At 58.6% G+C, this 13,497-nt stretch carries 13 protein-coding genes; 4 read left to right on the forward strand and 9 right to left on the reverse strand.

Annotated features, from left to right (window positions below; genetic code table 11):
- Positions 1-193 precede the first annotated feature (193 nt).
- A complete protein-coding gene (locus tag ACJJU9_RS17310; RefSeq protein ID WP_407729089.1) occupies positions 194-1,048 on the forward strand; it encodes a universal stress protein in 855 nt (284 codons plus the stop codon).
- A gap of 60 nt (positions 1,049-1,108) precedes the next feature.
- On the opposite strand, the gene ACJJU9_RS17315 is transcribed toward ACJJU9_RS17310, so the two are convergent.
- On the reverse strand, positions 1,109-1,579 hold the full coding sequence (locus ACJJU9_RS17315; protein WP_048370428.1) for a DUF1289 domain-containing protein: 471 nt from the start codon (positions 1,577-1,579) through the stop codon (positions 1,109-1,111).
- Positions 1,580-1,984: 405 nt separating this feature from the next.
- Here ACJJU9_RS17315 and acnB point away from each other — a divergent pair, with 405 nt between their 5' ends.
- Positions 1,985-4,585, forward strand: a complete 2,601-nt coding sequence (gene acnB / locus ACJJU9_RS17320) for a bifunctional aconitate hydratase 2/2-methylisocitrate dehydratase (protein ID WP_407731007.1) — start codon at positions 1,985-1,987, stop codon at positions 4,583-4,585.
- 72 nt (positions 4,586-4,657) lie between these two features.
- Here the strand turns inward: acnB and ACJJU9_RS17325 are convergent, their stop codons facing one another.
- Together ACJJU9_RS17325 and ACJJU9_RS17330 are read right to left on the reverse strand one after the other, a co-directional pair.
- Entirely contained in the window at positions 4,658-5,728 is a 1,071-nt protein-coding gene (locus ACJJU9_RS17325; protein ID WP_048370431.1) for an AI-2E family transporter, read from the reverse strand.
- A 32-nt stretch (positions 5,729-5,760) separates the two neighbouring features.
- The gene (locus tag ACJJU9_RS17330) at positions 5,761-6,000 is read right to left on the reverse strand and encodes a sulfurtransferase TusA family protein (RefSeq protein WP_048370433.1); all 240 of its coding nucleotides are present in this window, start codon (positions 5,998-6,000) and stop codon (positions 5,761-5,763) included.
- A 128-nt stretch (positions 6,001-6,128) separates the two neighbouring features.
- On the opposite strand from ACJJU9_RS17330, the gene ACJJU9_RS17335 reads away from it, so the two are divergent.
- On the forward strand, positions 6,129-7,559 hold the full coding sequence (locus tag ACJJU9_RS17335) for a M48 family metalloprotease (RefSeq protein WP_048387271.1): 1,431 nt from the start codon (positions 6,129-6,131) through the stop codon (positions 7,557-7,559).
- 100 nt (positions 7,560-7,659) lie between these two features.
- On the opposite strand, the gene nadA is transcribed toward ACJJU9_RS17335, so the two are convergent.
- The 5 genes from nadA to fabF all read right to left on the reverse strand — a co-directional run bounded on the left by nadA (position 7,660) and on the right by fabF (position 12,203).
- A complete protein-coding gene (gene nadA, locus ACJJU9_RS17340) occupies positions 7,660-8,718 on the reverse strand; it encodes a quinolinate synthase NadA (RefSeq protein WP_407729090.1) in 1,059 nt (352 codons plus the stop codon).
- A gap of 224 nt (positions 8,719-8,942) precedes the next feature.
- Positions 8,943-9,629 (reverse strand): type 1 glutamine amidotransferase domain-containing protein, encoded by a 687-nt coding sequence (locus ACJJU9_RS17345; RefSeq protein ID WP_048387269.1) that lies wholly within the window; start codon positions 9,627-9,629, stop codon positions 8,943-8,945.
- A gap of 95 nt (positions 9,630-9,724) precedes the next feature.
- Positions 9,725-10,345 (reverse strand): FMN-dependent NADH-azoreductase, encoded by a 621-nt coding sequence (locus ACJJU9_RS17350; protein WP_407729091.1) that lies wholly within the window; start codon positions 10,343-10,345, stop codon positions 9,725-9,727.
- A complete protein-coding gene (locus ACJJU9_RS17355; protein ID WP_407729092.1) occupies positions 10,342-10,785 on the reverse strand; it encodes a GNAT family N-acetyltransferase in 444 nt (147 codons plus the stop codon). The genes ACJJU9_RS17350 and ACJJU9_RS17355 overlap by 4 nt, the downstream gene beginning before the upstream one ends.
- A 149-nt stretch (positions 10,786-10,934) precedes the next feature.
- Positions 10,935-12,203, reverse strand: a complete 1,269-nt coding sequence (gene fabF / locus ACJJU9_RS17360) for a beta-ketoacyl-ACP synthase II (RefSeq protein WP_407729093.1) — start codon at positions 12,201-12,203, stop codon at positions 10,935-10,937.
- A gap of 105 nt (positions 12,204-12,308) precedes the next feature.
- Here fabF and ACJJU9_RS17365 point away from each other — a divergent pair, with 105 nt between their 5' ends.
- A complete protein-coding gene (locus tag ACJJU9_RS17365; RefSeq protein ID WP_048370459.1) occupies positions 12,309-12,812 on the forward strand; it encodes a helix-turn-helix domain-containing protein in 504 nt (167 codons plus the stop codon).
- A gap of 119 nt (positions 12,813-12,931) precedes the next feature.
- Here ACJJU9_RS17365 and ACJJU9_RS17370 read toward each other — a convergent pair whose 3' ends face one another.
- Entirely contained in the window at positions 12,932-13,450 is a 519-nt protein-coding gene (locus tag ACJJU9_RS17370; RefSeq protein ID WP_407729094.1) for a hypothetical protein, read from the reverse strand.
- Between the last annotated feature and the right edge of the window lie 47 nt (positions 13,451-13,497).

A 13,497-nucleotide genomic window follows, 5' to 3' on the forward strand; every position in this document is an offset into this window, starting at 1 on the left:
CACAACGGGCCGAACGTGTTTTGAGGTATCGCTGACATGAGGCTCACAAAGGCTGGACGAGGCGAAAGGCGCCGATTATACGGGCCATGTGCCACAGCACCAACCGCGCAACTTGATATGCATCAACGTCCGAATTACTGATGAGCAACTATAGTGCTCGCATCCACCCTTATTGCACATGGAGTGAACGGTCATGCAAACCATACGTAGCCTGTTGGTCGTCATCGAACCCCATCTGATGGAAAGCTTCGCCCTCAAGCGCGCCAAAGAAATCGCCAAAGCCTCCAAAGCCCATTTGCACCTGTTGATCGGCGACAAAGAGCACGATCACTCAGCTTTGCTCAATGTCCTGACCAACAGCCTGATTACCGAAGGCTACAGCGTGACGTCGCGTCAGGCCTGGCACGACAACCTGCACACCACCATCATCAAGGAGCAGCAAATCGAGGGTTGCGGGCTGGTAATCAAGCAACACGTTGACGACTCCATCCTGAAAAAAATCCTGCTCACCCCCGATGACTGGAAACTGCTGCGCGACTGCCCTACCCCGGTCTTGCTGGTCAGAACCACCGAGCCCTGGAGCAGCGGCGTGGTGCTGGCCGCCGTCGATGTAGGCAACGGCGACGAAGACCACATGGCGCTGCACAAAACCATCATCGACCAGGGTTTTCGCATTGCCAGCCTGACCCACGGCGAACTGCACGTCGTCAGCGCGCACCCGGCGCCCACCTTGGCGGTGATGGATGCGGCTTACCCGATCGACACCGAATACGAAGCCAGCTTTCGGGCGGCCAGCAAGGAGTTCCAGCGCCGCTTCGAAATCAGCGACGAGCGCATGCACATTAAAGAAGGTCCGGCAGACATCATCATTCAGCAGGTCGCCAGAAAGCTCGACGCTGTGGTGACGGTAATCGGTACTGTGGCGCGCACCGGCTTGTCAGCGGCCTTGATCGGCAACACCGCAGAAATCGTGATCGACAAGCTTGAGTCCGACGTTCTGGTGCTCAAGCCCGAAGACATCGTCAAGGAACTGGAACAAAAAGTGTAGGAGCGAGCTTGCCTCGCGATCTTTTGATCGTTTAAAGATCGCGAGGCAGAGGGCCTAGACCTATTGCCCCATCGCATCCTTGAGAAAGCCCGGGGCGATGTAGCGCTCGTAGTGCGCTTCGGACAAGAGGAAAAATTCCCGATCAATGGCGTCACGCAACTCCGGCAGCCCCCAGTCACGAAACTCCGGCAACAACACCATCCCGTACATCTCCAACTGATTGATCACCCGTGCGCCACGGGCTATCAGCTGGTACGCCCAGCAATATTCAGATTGCTTCTCAACGAAACGTATTTTTCGGGTAATCAACTGATTGCGCAGCGCCGGCGGGTCGAACACCTCGACCTTGGCCGCCATGACCTGCACTAAAAGCTGTTCGAGCCGCAGCCAGACAGCGCGTTTTTCGTCCTCGTTGTAACCGTTCCAGTGGATCACTTCGTGGTGGAAACGCTTGCAGCCACGGCACACGAGGTCCCCGTAAACCGTTGAGCACAGGCCGATACAAGGGGTCTTGATGGTTTGGTTGGGCATGGCGAAATAGAGCACTGCAGAGTGAAACAGACGGCCATGTTAGCCCTTTGTCTAACGTAGATCACCCCTCAACCTTCAGGGCCTAACTTACCTTTAACAAGTTTTTGCCGTAGAATCAGCCTGCCTTTTAAGGCGCCAATGTCCGTTGGAAGCTGTTTTCAAAGCGTCACGAGCACAGTTGATCCTGAAGAACGGTGTTGGTGCGGGGTGTTTGCACAGCAAGTGCCCCCATCAACCTTCATCATCCCGCCGTTCGGATGGCGTAAAACTTTGAAAACAGCTTCTGTTGGGAATCCTTGAAACTCTGGCTAAGCGGCCCAAAAAGCCCTGCAGCGCATGAGTACCTGGCATTCCTGGATGAGCGTCCCGGACACCCATTTGGGACCAATGATGAGGGTAATAACTGTGCTTGAAGCCTACCGCAAACATATCGAAGAGCGCGCAGCCCTGGGTATCGTTCCCCAGCCGCTTAACGCCGAACAAACTGCAGGCCTGGTTGAGCTGCTGAAAAACCCGCCTGCCGGCGAAGAAGAATTCCTCGTTGACCTGATCACCAACCGCATTCCACCTGGTGTTGACGAAGCTGCCTACGTAAAAGCCGGCTTCCTGGCCGCCATCGCGAAAGGTGAAGCAACCTCCCCCCTGATCACCAAACAACGCGCTGTTGAACTGCTTGGCACCATGCAAGGCGGCTACAACATCGTGACCCTGGTTGATCTGCTGGACGACGCAGAGCTGGCACCGGTTGCCGCTGCGCAACTCAAGCACACCCTGCTGATGTTCGATGCCTTCCACGACGTCGCTGAAAAAGCCAAAAACGGCAATGCTCACGCTAAAGCCGTGATTGAGTCCTGGGCTGACGGCGAGTGGTTCAAAAACCGCCCGACACTGGCAGACAAAATCAGCCTGCGCGTGTTCAAGGTTACCGGCGAAACCAACACCGACGACCTGTCGCCTGCACCAGACGCCTGGTCGCGCCCGGACATCCCGCTGCACGCCCTGGCCATGCTGAAAATGGCCCGTGACGGTATCGTGCCGGACGTTCAAGGCTCCATCGGCCCGATGAAGCAAATCGAAGAAATGCGCGGTCAGGGCTTCCCTATCGCCTACGTCGGTGACGTAGTCGGTACCGGTTCGTCGCGTAAGTCGGCCACCAACTCCGTACTGTGGTTCTTCGGCGACGACGTTCCTTATGTACCGAACAAGCGTGCAGGCGGCTTCTGCTTCGGCAGCAAAATTGCTCCAATCTTCTACAACACCATGGAAGATGCTGGCGCACTGCCAATCGAGTTCGACGTCAGCAACATCAACATGGGCGACGTGATCGACCTGTACCCGCACGCTGGCAAAGTGTGCAAGCACGGTACTGACGAAGTCATCACCACCTTCGAACTGAAAACTCCAGTTCTGCTGGACGAAGTTCGCGCCGGTGGCCGTATCCCTCTGATCATCGGCCGTGGCCTGACCGAGAAGGCTCGTGCCGAGCTGGGTCTGGGCCCTACCGATCTGTTCAAAAAGCCTGAAGCACCTGTTGAAAGCACCAAGGGTTACACCCTGGCGCAAAAAATGGTTGGCAAGGCGTGCGGCGTGACTGGCGTTCGTCCAGGCACTTACTGCGAGCCGAAGATGACCACCGTAGGTTCTCAGGACACCACCGGGCCAATGACCCGTGACGAACTGAAAGACCTGGCGTGCCTGGGCTTCTCCGCTGACCTGGTGATGCAGTCGTTCTGCCACACCGCGGCCTATCCAAAGCCGATCGACGTCACCACGCACCACACCCTGCCAGACTTCATCATGACCCGTGGCGGTGTTTCCCTGCGTCCGGGCGACGGCATCATCCACAGCTGGCTGAACCGCATGCTGCTGCCTGACACCGTCGGCACCGGTGGCGACTCCCACACTCGCTTCCCAATGGGCATCTCGTTCCCTGCCGGTTCGGGTCTGGTAGCGTTCGCTGCAGCCACTGGCGTAATGCCACTGGACATGCCGGAATCGGTTCTGGTTCGCTTCAAAGGCGAAATGCAGCCGGGCATCACCCTGCGTGACCTGGTACACGCCATTCCTTACGTCGCTATCCAGAAAGGCCTGCTGACGGTCGAGAAGAAAGGCAAGATCAACGAATTCTCGGGTCGCATCCTGGAAATCGAAGGTCTGGACAACCTGAGCATCGAGCAAGCGTTCGAACTGTCCGACGCCTCGGCAGAACGTTCGGCGGCTGGCTGCACCATCAAGCTGTCCAAAGAATCGATCACCGAATACCTGAACTCCAACATCACCCTGCTGCGCTGGATGATTGCGGAAGGTTACGGCGACGTGCGTACCCTTGAGCGTCGCGCTCAAGCGATGGAAGCCTGGGTTGCCAACCCTGAGCTGATGGAAGCCGATACTGACGCCGAATACGCGCACATCATCGAAATCGATCTGGCTGACATCAAAGAGCCTGTGCTCTGCGCACCAAACGACCCGGATGACGCCCGTCTGCTGTCCAGCGTTGCTGGCGAGAAAATCGACGAAGTGTTCATCGGTTCGTGCATGACCAACATCGGCCACTTCCGCGCTGCGGGCAAGTTGCTGGACAAGGTCAAAGGTCAGCTGCCAACTCGTCTGTGGCTGTCGCCTCCGACCAAAATGGACGCTCACCAACTGACCGAAGAAGGCTACTACGGCATCTACGGCAAAGCCGGCGCACGCATGGAAATGCCAGGCTGCTCGCTGTGCATGGGTAACCAGGCACGCGTTGAGCCGAACTCCACCGTGGTGTCGACGTCGACCCGTAACTTCCCGAACCGTCTGGGTGACGGTGCCAACGTTTACCTGGCTTCGGCTGAGTTGGCGTCGGTGGCTTCGATCCTGGGCCGTCTGCCTTCGGTTGAGGAATATCTGGCTTACGCAGCAGAGATCAACACCATGGCAACGGACGTGTACCGTTACCTGAGCTTTGATCAGATCGCTGAATTCCGTGAGTCGGCAGCCAATGCCAACATCCCGGTCATTCAAGCGTAAGCTGATGCCGTAACGAAAAAGCCCCTGTTCTCTTGCGAGAGCCGGGGCTTTTTCTTGCCTGCGCTTCGAGCTTTACAGCAGAGGCGCTACCACCTGCTGCTCACGTGGCCAGGCATCCAGCACCGCCTTGCACAGCGTGGCCAGCGGGATCGCAAAAAACACCCCCCAAAAGCCCCACAACCCCCCGAACAGCAACACCGCACAAATGATGGCCACCGGGTGCAAGCTCACCGCCTCAGAGAACAACAATGGCACCAGCACGTTGCCGTCCAGGGTCTGAATGATCCCGTACACCGCCATCAGGTAGATGAACTGGTCGCTCCAGCCCCACTGGAACAACGCAATCAGCATGACCGGCACCGTCACCACCACCGCGCCCACATAAGGCACCACCACCGACACACCCACCAGCAACGCCAGCAAGGCTGCGTAGTTGAGGCCCATGGTAACGAAGGCGATGTAGGTCACGCCGCCGCAGATGATGATTTCGATGACCTTGCCGCGAATATAGTTGGCGATCTGCCGGTTCATTTCCTCGGCCACACGGGTAATCAGCGCACGCTCGCGGGGTAAATAACCGCGAACCCAACGACCAATCAGCGCACGGTCTTTCAGGAAGAAGAACACCAGAATCGGCACCAGCACCAGATAGATCATGATGTTGACCAGCAGCGGCAAACTGGACAGCGAGAAAGTCAGCGCCAATTGGCCAAACTTGCCGATCTCACCGCGCGCCACCTCGATGGCTTGCAGCACCTGCTCGTCCGACACCAGATGCGGGTAACGCTCAGGCAGCAGCAACAGCAGCGACTGCCACTTGGCCAGCATGCCCGGCAATTCATTGAACAAGGTGATCAACTGGTGCCACAGCAAAGGCACGACCACGATCATAAACACCAGCAGCAGCCCCATAAACAGGGCAAACACCAGCCCGACCGCCGCCCCGGCAGGCACTCGCAGGCGTTCAAGCGCCACCACCAGGCCCTGCATCAGATACGCCAGCACCATGCCGGCCAACACCGGTGCGAGCATGCCGCCCAAGGTCAGTACTGCCGTAAAGGCCAGCACCAACAACACCGCCAGCACCACGGCCTCCTCATCAGAGAAGTAGCGCTGCACCCAATTTCGTAACACTTTGAACATCGAAATTCCTTAAGAGAAAACGCCGCCCGGCCTCAGGCCTTGCGTAACCAGTAGCGATAGGTGCCAGAATCTTCTTCTTCACGCAGCAGCTCATGCCCTGCCAGACGTGCGAATGCCCGAAAATCGCGTAGCGAACCGGCGTCCGTCGCGATGACTTTCAAGGTCTGCCCCTGGGCCAGACGGTTAAGCTCCAGCTTGGCCTTGAGCAATGGCAGTGGGCAGCTCAGGCCACTGGCATCCACTAGCGCATCATGCGCCAACGCATCAGTCATTTTTTACTTCCTCAGGCATGCCTATGGGTGGCATTTTTTAGCTCGCTAGAATACCCCAAGCAGACCGCCACTGGTCGCCAGCCGAGTGTCCAGCTACAGTAAGCGCTTTATTGATTAGAGCTTTGTGCATGAATTTTCTGCGCCCGACCCTGTTGACGCTCGCTTGCCTGCTCGCATCACCGAGTTTCGCAGACGATTTACCGTCTCTGGGTGACGCCAGCTCGGCCATCGTGTCTCCGCAGCAAGAGTATCAACTCGGCCGTGCCTGGTTGAGCATGCTGCGCAGCCAGGTGTCGCAGCTCAATGACCCGCAACTCAAGGACTACGTCGAAACCAGCGTCTACAAACTGGTCGAAACCAGCCAGGTGCAGGACCGTCGTCTGGAATTCATTCTGATCAACAGCCCGCAGCTCAACGCCTTCGCGGCGCCCGGCGGGATTATCGGGGTCAACGGCGGGTTGTTCCTCAACGCCCAGACTGAAGGCGAATACGCCTCGGTACTCGCCCACGAACTTGCTCACTTGTCGCAACGCCACTTTGCCCGCGGTGTAGAAGCCCAGCAACGCATGCAACTGCCCATGATGGCGGCCCTGCTCGCCGGTATTGTGATCGCCGCCTCGGGCGCCGGTGACGCCGGTATTGCCACCATCGCCGGCACCCAGGCAGCGGCCTTTCAGGAGCAACGACGTTTCTCGCGCCAGAACGAGCAAGAGGCTGACCGTATCGGCATCCTCAACCTTGAAAAGGCCGGTTACGACCCACGCTCCATGCCCACCATGTTTGAGCGCTTGATGCGCCAGTACCGCTTTGACGCCAAGCCGCCTGAATTTTTGCTGACTCACCCGGTAACCGAGTCGCGTATTGCCGACACCCGCAACCGTGCCGAACAGGCCAAAATTGGCGGCACCGAAGACAGCCTGCGCTATCAACTGATTCGCGCCCGGGTCCAACTGCAATACGAAGACACGCCGGGCCTGGCCGCCAAGCGGTTCCGCCAGCAGTTGGATGAAAACCCAAAAAATGACGTCGCCCGTTACGGTCTGGCGATTGCCCAAATCAAGGGCAGCCAGTTCAACGAAGCCCGCACCACCCTGAAGCCGTTGCTGGACAAGGCGCCCAACGACATCACCTACAACCTGGCGCAAATCGAGCTGGACATGGACAGCAACCGCCTGGCCGATGCCCAGCAGCGGGTCGACAGAATGCGCACGCTGTACCCTGGCAACTACCCGTTGAATCAGGTCCGGGTCGACTTGCTGCTCAAGCAAAATCGCCCGGCCGATGCCGAAAAAGCCCTGGACGCCCTGCTCAAAAGCCGCCCGGATGACCCGGACGTCTGGTATCAGGTGGCAGAAACACGCGGGTTGTCGGGCAACATCATTGGCCTGCACCAGGCCCGCGCCGAGTATTTCGCCTTGATGGGTGACTACCGTCAGGCCATCCAGCAAATCGCCTTTGCGAAAAAGCTCACCAACAACTTCCAGCTGTCGTCACGCCTCGATGCACGCCAGCGCGAGCTGATGGATCAAGAGCGGGCGATCAAAGACATGATGAATTGACCCAACACCATAAACCGGTAGGAGCGAGCTTGCCTCGCGATCTTTTAAGGTTCAAAAGATCGCGAGGCAAGCTCGCTCCTACAAGTGGATCTGGTTGGGTTTAGGCGTTACCCGCCAGTTTCAAGCGCGCGGCCAGGGTGAAATCCAGCATGCGTTTGAGCGGGCGAACGGCGTGGGGCACCAGCGCCGGGTCGACAAAGATCTCGTTTGTGCCCTTTTGCAGACACTCAAGGGTGCGCTCCAGGGTGTTCATGGCCATCCACGGGCAATGCGCGCAACTGCGGCACGCCGCGCCGTTACCGGCAGTCGGGGCTTCGATAAAGACTTTGTCCGGGCACAATTGCTGCATTTTGTAAAAAATGCCGCGGTCGGTAGCGACGATAAAGGTTGTGTTCGGCAGCTTTTGCGCAGCGGCAATCAGCTGGCTGGTTGAACCCACCGCGTCTGCCAGCTCAATCACCGACTCCGGCGACTCCGGGTGCACCAGAATCGCGGCGTCCGGGTACAAAGCCTTCATGTCTTCCAGTTGCTTGGACTTGAACTCTTCGTGAACGATGCAAGCACCGTCCCACAGCAGCATGTCTGCCCCGGTCTGACGCTGGATGTAACGCCCCAGGTGTTTGTCCGGGCCCCAGATGATTTTCTCGCCGTTGTCCATCAGGGTTTCGACGATTTCCAGTGCACAACTGGACGTCACCACCCAGTCGGCCCGCGCTTTAACGGCCGCCGAGGTGTTGGCGTACACCACCACGGTGCGCTCGGGGTGTTGATCGCAAAACGCCGAGAACTCTTCGACCGGGCAGCCCAGGTCCAGCGAACACGTGGCCTCCAGGGTCGGCATCAGCACGCGTTTTTCAGGGGTCAGGATTTTTGCCGTCTCCCCCATGAACCGCACACCTGCCACCAAAATGGTCTTGGCCGGGTGGGCAGCGCCAAAACGCGCCATTTCAAGAGAGTCAGACACGCAACCACCGGTTTCTTCGGCCAGGGCCTGGATCACCGGGTCACAGTAGAAGTGCGCGACCAGTACCGCATCACGCGCTTTGAGTTCGGCAGCAATGGCTGCACGCAGCGTCGCCTCTTGCTCGGCAGTCAAAGGCGTTGGCTGCTTGGCATCGAGGTGGGCTTGGACCAGAAGTCGTTCAGAAATTTGCGTCATGTTCGCAAGACCTGCAAGCGCTAAGGCGCGAAAGTCGAGTGTACCACCGGCTCCGGACTGTCGAGTCCCGCCGGGAGAATGTGTGTTATCAGGCACGGACCAGCTATCAAGCGCGCTAAGGCTACAGAATAAGCTTGCGATTCAAAAGTTTAATGTTGGTTTTGCCCATGCAGGCAAGGCGCCGATGCGGGCTGGCAAACCCGCATCGGAGGGGGCGGGTCAGTTTATTTGAGCGCTGCCAGCACGTGCTCTGCCACCGGACCACCCGAGGCCGGGTTCTGCCCGGTGATCAAACGTCCATCGGCGATAGCGAACGGCGCCCACGGAGCGTCAGCCTTTTCATAGTGAGCGCCGCGTTTCACCAATTCGGTCTCGGTGAGATACGGCACCACATCAGCCAGACCGGCCAGGGTCTCTTCCTCATTGGAAAAGCCGGTGACCCGTTTGCCCTTGATCAGTAACTCGCCATTGGACAGTTTGATATTGAGCAAGCCCACCGCACCATGGCACACCGACGACACCACCCCGCCGTGCTCATAGATGTGGCGGCTGATCGCCTGCAATTGCTCGTTGTCCGGGAAGTCCCAAATCACCCCATGCCCACCGGCGTAATAAATCGCCGCGTAATCATCAGGATTGATCTCGTCCGGTTTCAGCGTCGCGCCCAGGCGGTTCATGAACGCCTTGTCGTGATACCACTTCCAGTCAATCTCCGAGGCCATGTCCTTGGCCAGGCTGTGCGGGTCAATCGGGGTGTAACCGCCTTGCGGGCTGACGTAATCCACGGCATACCCGGCGGCCTCGACCTTGTGCACAAAATGCACGGCCTCACCCAGCCATAAACCCGTCGCGCGATCCAGATTGGGGTACTTCTCGACGCTGGTCAGTACCACTAGTATTTTTTTGCTCATCGCTGCCTCCTGTCAGAACGACGGGCCATTCGGCCCTCGAGCTGTACGACATGCTTACGTACAGAGTCAGGAGCATAGACAAGCGCTTGCGGGCATTAGTGCCGTGCATCCAAAGCACCTGTCCATTCATCGGTGAGGTGTTGCCGGGCGTTTTGCAGCGCCGTGGCCACCGCCTCTTCGCCAAACACCAGCCCTTCAAGGTACACAAAGTGGATGTCAGACAGCCCAAGCATCGTGAAAACTTCACGCAGGAAGTCGGTCAGGAAGTCACGCTGTTTGGCCCTCGGCCCTTGATGAAAACCTCCCGAACCCACCAACACGTAAACCGGGCGAGAGGCGAGCAAACCGGTTTTGCCGTCTGGCCCCGAGGTAAAGGTGCGATGGATGCGCAACACGTAGTCAATCCACAGCTTCAGCGATGCCGGAACCGTCAGGTTGTGCATGGGCGTGCAAACAAACACGACATCGCTGCGCTCCAGCTCCTGAATCAATGCTTCGGACACATCAAACACCGGCGCATCGAACGCCGTGGGCTTGGTCAACGCCGCGCCGTACTCAATGTTCAACGGGGGCAAAGGCTGTTCTGCCAGGTTTCGTTCGATCAACTCCAGATCCGGGTAACGTTGGCGCAGGCGCTGCAGTTGCTCGTGCGCCAGTTGTCGGGCGTGGGAAAAATCACCGTGAGGGCTGGCGTTGATCAGCAGTGCGGTTTTCATGGGTGGGCCTCGCTCAGTTTTTCGGTGAAGTGCATACCACGGGCCAGCAGCCCCTGACGGAAGTAAAAGCGCTGGGCCAACGCCATGTGCAGCCCTGTATCCAGTACAAAATGATCGCAACCGCGTCGAACGGTTTCCTCGCGTACGGCGTTCAATAACGTGGCGCCCACGCCTGAGCCTTGCAGCTGCGGGCTGATCACCAAGTCATCAACGTAAATAAAGCGGCCATAGATCAGGTTTTCAAGTTCGCGATAGCCGGCCAATCCAACAATGCCTTGGCCGTTGCTGATCGCCAACAACCGGTAGCCCTGCCGGGTCTGCCGCGACAATTGCGCGACATAAGCATCCGGGTCAGATAAATGCGGACGCAACACGCGCATCAGATCAAAACTGGCGTGTTGGTCTGCGGGGGTTTCCAGAAGCTGAAAGGTGTAGTCCATGCTCGTCTGCCCTCTGTAAAAGTTGGCTTACTGTAGGGACATAACGGCACAGGCCACAGATCCAAAAAACGCCTTAAGGACTGGGCCATAAATAAAAGCTGGTTGATTGGCCTCACTCATTCACGAGTGAGGCCCAAACCGTTCAACACTCACTGCCAACGCTTGAACAGCACGCTCGCATTGACCCCGCCAAAGCCGAAACCATTTGAAATCGCGTATTCAATCGCCAGCTTTTGTGCCTGCCCGCGAACCAGATTGAGCCCGGCAGCCGCAGGATCCGGCGTCTCAAGGTTCAGGGTGGCCGGGGCGATCTGGTCGCGCAAGGCCAGCAAGGTGAAGATCGCCTCAATGCCACCTGCCGCTCCCAACAAGTGCCCGGTCGCTGATTTGGTGGCACTGATGGCAACGTCGGGGTTGTCGCCAAACAGACTATTGATGGCGGCCAACTCACCTTTGTCACCCACTGGGGTCGAGGTGGCATGGGCGTTCAAATGCTGGATCTGCGCCGGAGTTATACCCGCCTGCTTAATCGCCTGCTCCATCGCCCGCCGCGCACCTGAGCCATCTTCCGGCCCGGCGGTCATGTGGTAGGCATCGGCACTGGTGCCATACCCCACCAGTTCCGCAATCGGCGTGGCGCCTCGGGCCAAGGCGTGCTCCAGCTCTTCGATCACCAGCAAACCGGCGCCCTCGCCCATCACAAAACCGTCGCGTGCTTGATCGAACGGGCGTGAGGCACGCTCAGGGGTGTCGTTGAAACCGTGGGACAACGCCCGCGCCGCGGCAAAACCACCCAGGCTCACGCGATGGATACAGGCTTCGGCGCCGCCACACACGGCCACGTCAACTTCGCCGGCACGAATCATCCGCGCCGCATCGCCAATCGCCTGCACACCGGCAGCACACGCAGTGACCGGGGCGCCCAGCGGGCCTTTGAGGTGATGCAGAATCGACACATGCCCGGCCGCCAAATTGCACAAAAACGACGGGATGGTGAACGGTGACAAGCGGCGCGGCCCCTTACTGTCAGCGGTGCGCACCGCCTCGGCAATGGCCGGAAACCCGCCCACACCGGACGCGATAATCGTGGCTGTACGCTCTTGCTGCAGTTCGGTTTGCGGCGCCCAGCCCGCTTGCTCCAGCGCTTCTTTAGCGGCGGCAAGCGCAAACACAATGAAGCGGTCCATCTTGCGCTGTTCTTTGGCGGGGATCAGCGCGTCGGGGTCAAACCCGGCTTGCGGGTCCTGATCACGGTCCAGCACTTGGCCGCCAATGCTGACGGCCAAATCACCGACCAGCGCTTCAGGCAGTCGACGGATCCCGGACTGCCCTGCCAGCAAACGGCTCCAGGTCTGCTCGACCCCACAGCCCAGCGGGGTCACCGCGCCCATGCCTGTCACAACAATGCGTCTACTCACGATGGCTCACTCCATAAATTTTGCTTGGTAGCGGTACAGTGACGAAACTATCATTATGAAAGTAACATCAGTGAGCAAAACTTTTCTCGTCTCTCAGGAACCGCAATGCAACGCACATCGCTTACAAACGCCGAATGCCCTGTCGCCCGTGGACTGGAACGGGTAGGAGAATGGTGGAGCATCTTGATCATGCGCGATGCGCTGCAAGGGTTAAGGCGCTTTGACGAGTTTTCGCAAAGCTTGGGGATTGCCCCGAACATGCTGACGCGCAGGCTCAACACCCTGGTCGAAGAAGGATTACTGGAGCGCAGACGCTACAGCGAGCGCCCGCCCCGGTACGAATATGTGCCAACGGCGGTGGGAGAAGATTTCAAAATCGTGATCATGGCGTTTATTGCCTGGGGCAATCGGCATTACACGCCCGAGGGCGAAAGCGTGCAGATCATTGATCAACAGACCCGCCATCCACTCCAGGTGGTGCTGATGGACGCAGTTGAAGGCCGTGCGGTGCCCATTGAACAGTGCACCGTCAAGGCCGGGCCGGCAGCGAGTCCAGGCATGCAGGAGCGCCTGGCATTTGTAGCGGGCAGGCAGCCGCAAGACGCCTGAGGTGATGGCTCAAGAGCAATAAAAGGTAGTCGCCGCCCCAATGACAAGACGTTGATCGGTGTGATGCGGCACCCCAAATCAGCGCGTTGCGGCCTCGGCAGCGACTACAGGAACGGGGCTTACTGGCAGACTTTCGCAGCCGCCGGGTCGTTAGGCACGAATGAATCGGCGGCACCCGGTTTCAGGACCACGTAGCCACGGCGCCATGGTTGGTCATCGACCATTTTCCAGCGGTGCCCGGAGCCGGTGTTGTCGGCTGCCAGCAGCACTTCGCCCGGGTGCAAAGTAAACGTCTCACCGGTGCGCGTCTCAAAGGCCAGCGTGCCGGACAAGGTCATGACGTACTGCGGCTCCGGGTCGTTATGCCAGTCAAACGAGGCATGCGCCGGGCTTTGCTTGAAGTGAATGGCCGTCACGTCGTTGCGCATGTTCTGGTTGATGGTCCCTTGCAGAACATGCGAGGCATCGTCCGCGCCGGTGCACAGCTTGTAGGCCTTGATGGTATCAGTGGCGGGCGTAGCCGCTTGAGCGCCGCTCAGTGTCGCGAGGGTGATTGCGACAGCACCCGCCGTCCGCAAGCTGAGGCTGCACAGACCGTGAATGACCGTGTGCCGCGACGAACGTTTTTTCTGATGCATGAAACCTGTTTCCCTTGTCCTGAAATTGCCTTATAGGCGTTGCTTGC

The organism is Pseudomonas helleri, from assembly GCF_045830615.1.
Taxonomy (GTDB): domain Bacteria; phylum Pseudomonadota; class Gammaproteobacteria; order Pseudomonadales; family Pseudomonadaceae; genus Aquipseudomonas; species Aquipseudomonas helleri.

Excerpts from the sequence above, each read along its gene's own strand:
- ACJJU9_RS17310 (WP_407729089.1), top strand. The coding sequence starts at position 194 with ATGCAAACCATACGTAGCCTGTTGGTCGTCATCGAACCCCATCTGATG.
- ACJJU9_RS17365 (WP_048370459.1), top strand. The coding sequence starts at position 12,309 with ATGCAACGCACATCGCTTACAAACGCCGAATGCCCTGTCGCCCGTGGA.
- ACJJU9_RS17330 (WP_048370433.1), bottom strand. The coding sequence starts at position 6,000 with ATGACTGATGCGTTGGCGCATGATGCGCTAGTGGATGCCAGTGGCCTG.
- ACJJU9_RS17355 (WP_407729092.1), bottom strand. The coding sequence starts at position 10,785 with ATGGACTACACCTTTCAGCTTCTGGAAACCCCCGCAGACCAACACGCC.
- ACJJU9_RS17315 (WP_048370428.1), bottom strand. The coding sequence starts at position 1,579 with ATGCCCAACCAAACCATCAAGACCCCTTGTATCGGCCTGTGCTCAACG.
- ACJJU9_RS17345 (WP_048387269.1), bottom strand. The coding sequence starts at position 9,629 with ATGAGCAAAAAAATACTAGTGGTACTGACCAGCGTCGAGAAGTACCCC.
- nadA (WP_407729090.1), bottom strand. The coding sequence starts at position 8,718 with ATGACGCAAATTTCTGAACGACTTCTGGTCCAAGCCCACCTCGATGCC.
- ACJJU9_RS17335 (WP_048387271.1), top strand. The coding sequence starts at position 6,129 with ATGAATTTTCTGCGCCCGACCCTGTTGACGCTCGCTTGCCTGCTCGCA.
- ACJJU9_RS17370 (WP_407729094.1), bottom strand. The coding sequence starts at position 13,450 with ATGCATCAGAAAAAACGTTCGTCGCGGCACACGGTCATTCACGGTCTG.
- ACJJU9_RS17350 (WP_407729091.1), bottom strand. The coding sequence starts at position 10,345 with ATGAAAACCGCACTGCTGATCAACGCCAGCCCTCACGGTGATTTTTCC.
- ACJJU9_RS17325 (WP_048370431.1), bottom strand. The coding sequence starts at position 5,728 with ATGTTCAAAGTGTTACGAAATTGGGTGCAGCGCTACTTCTCTGATGAG.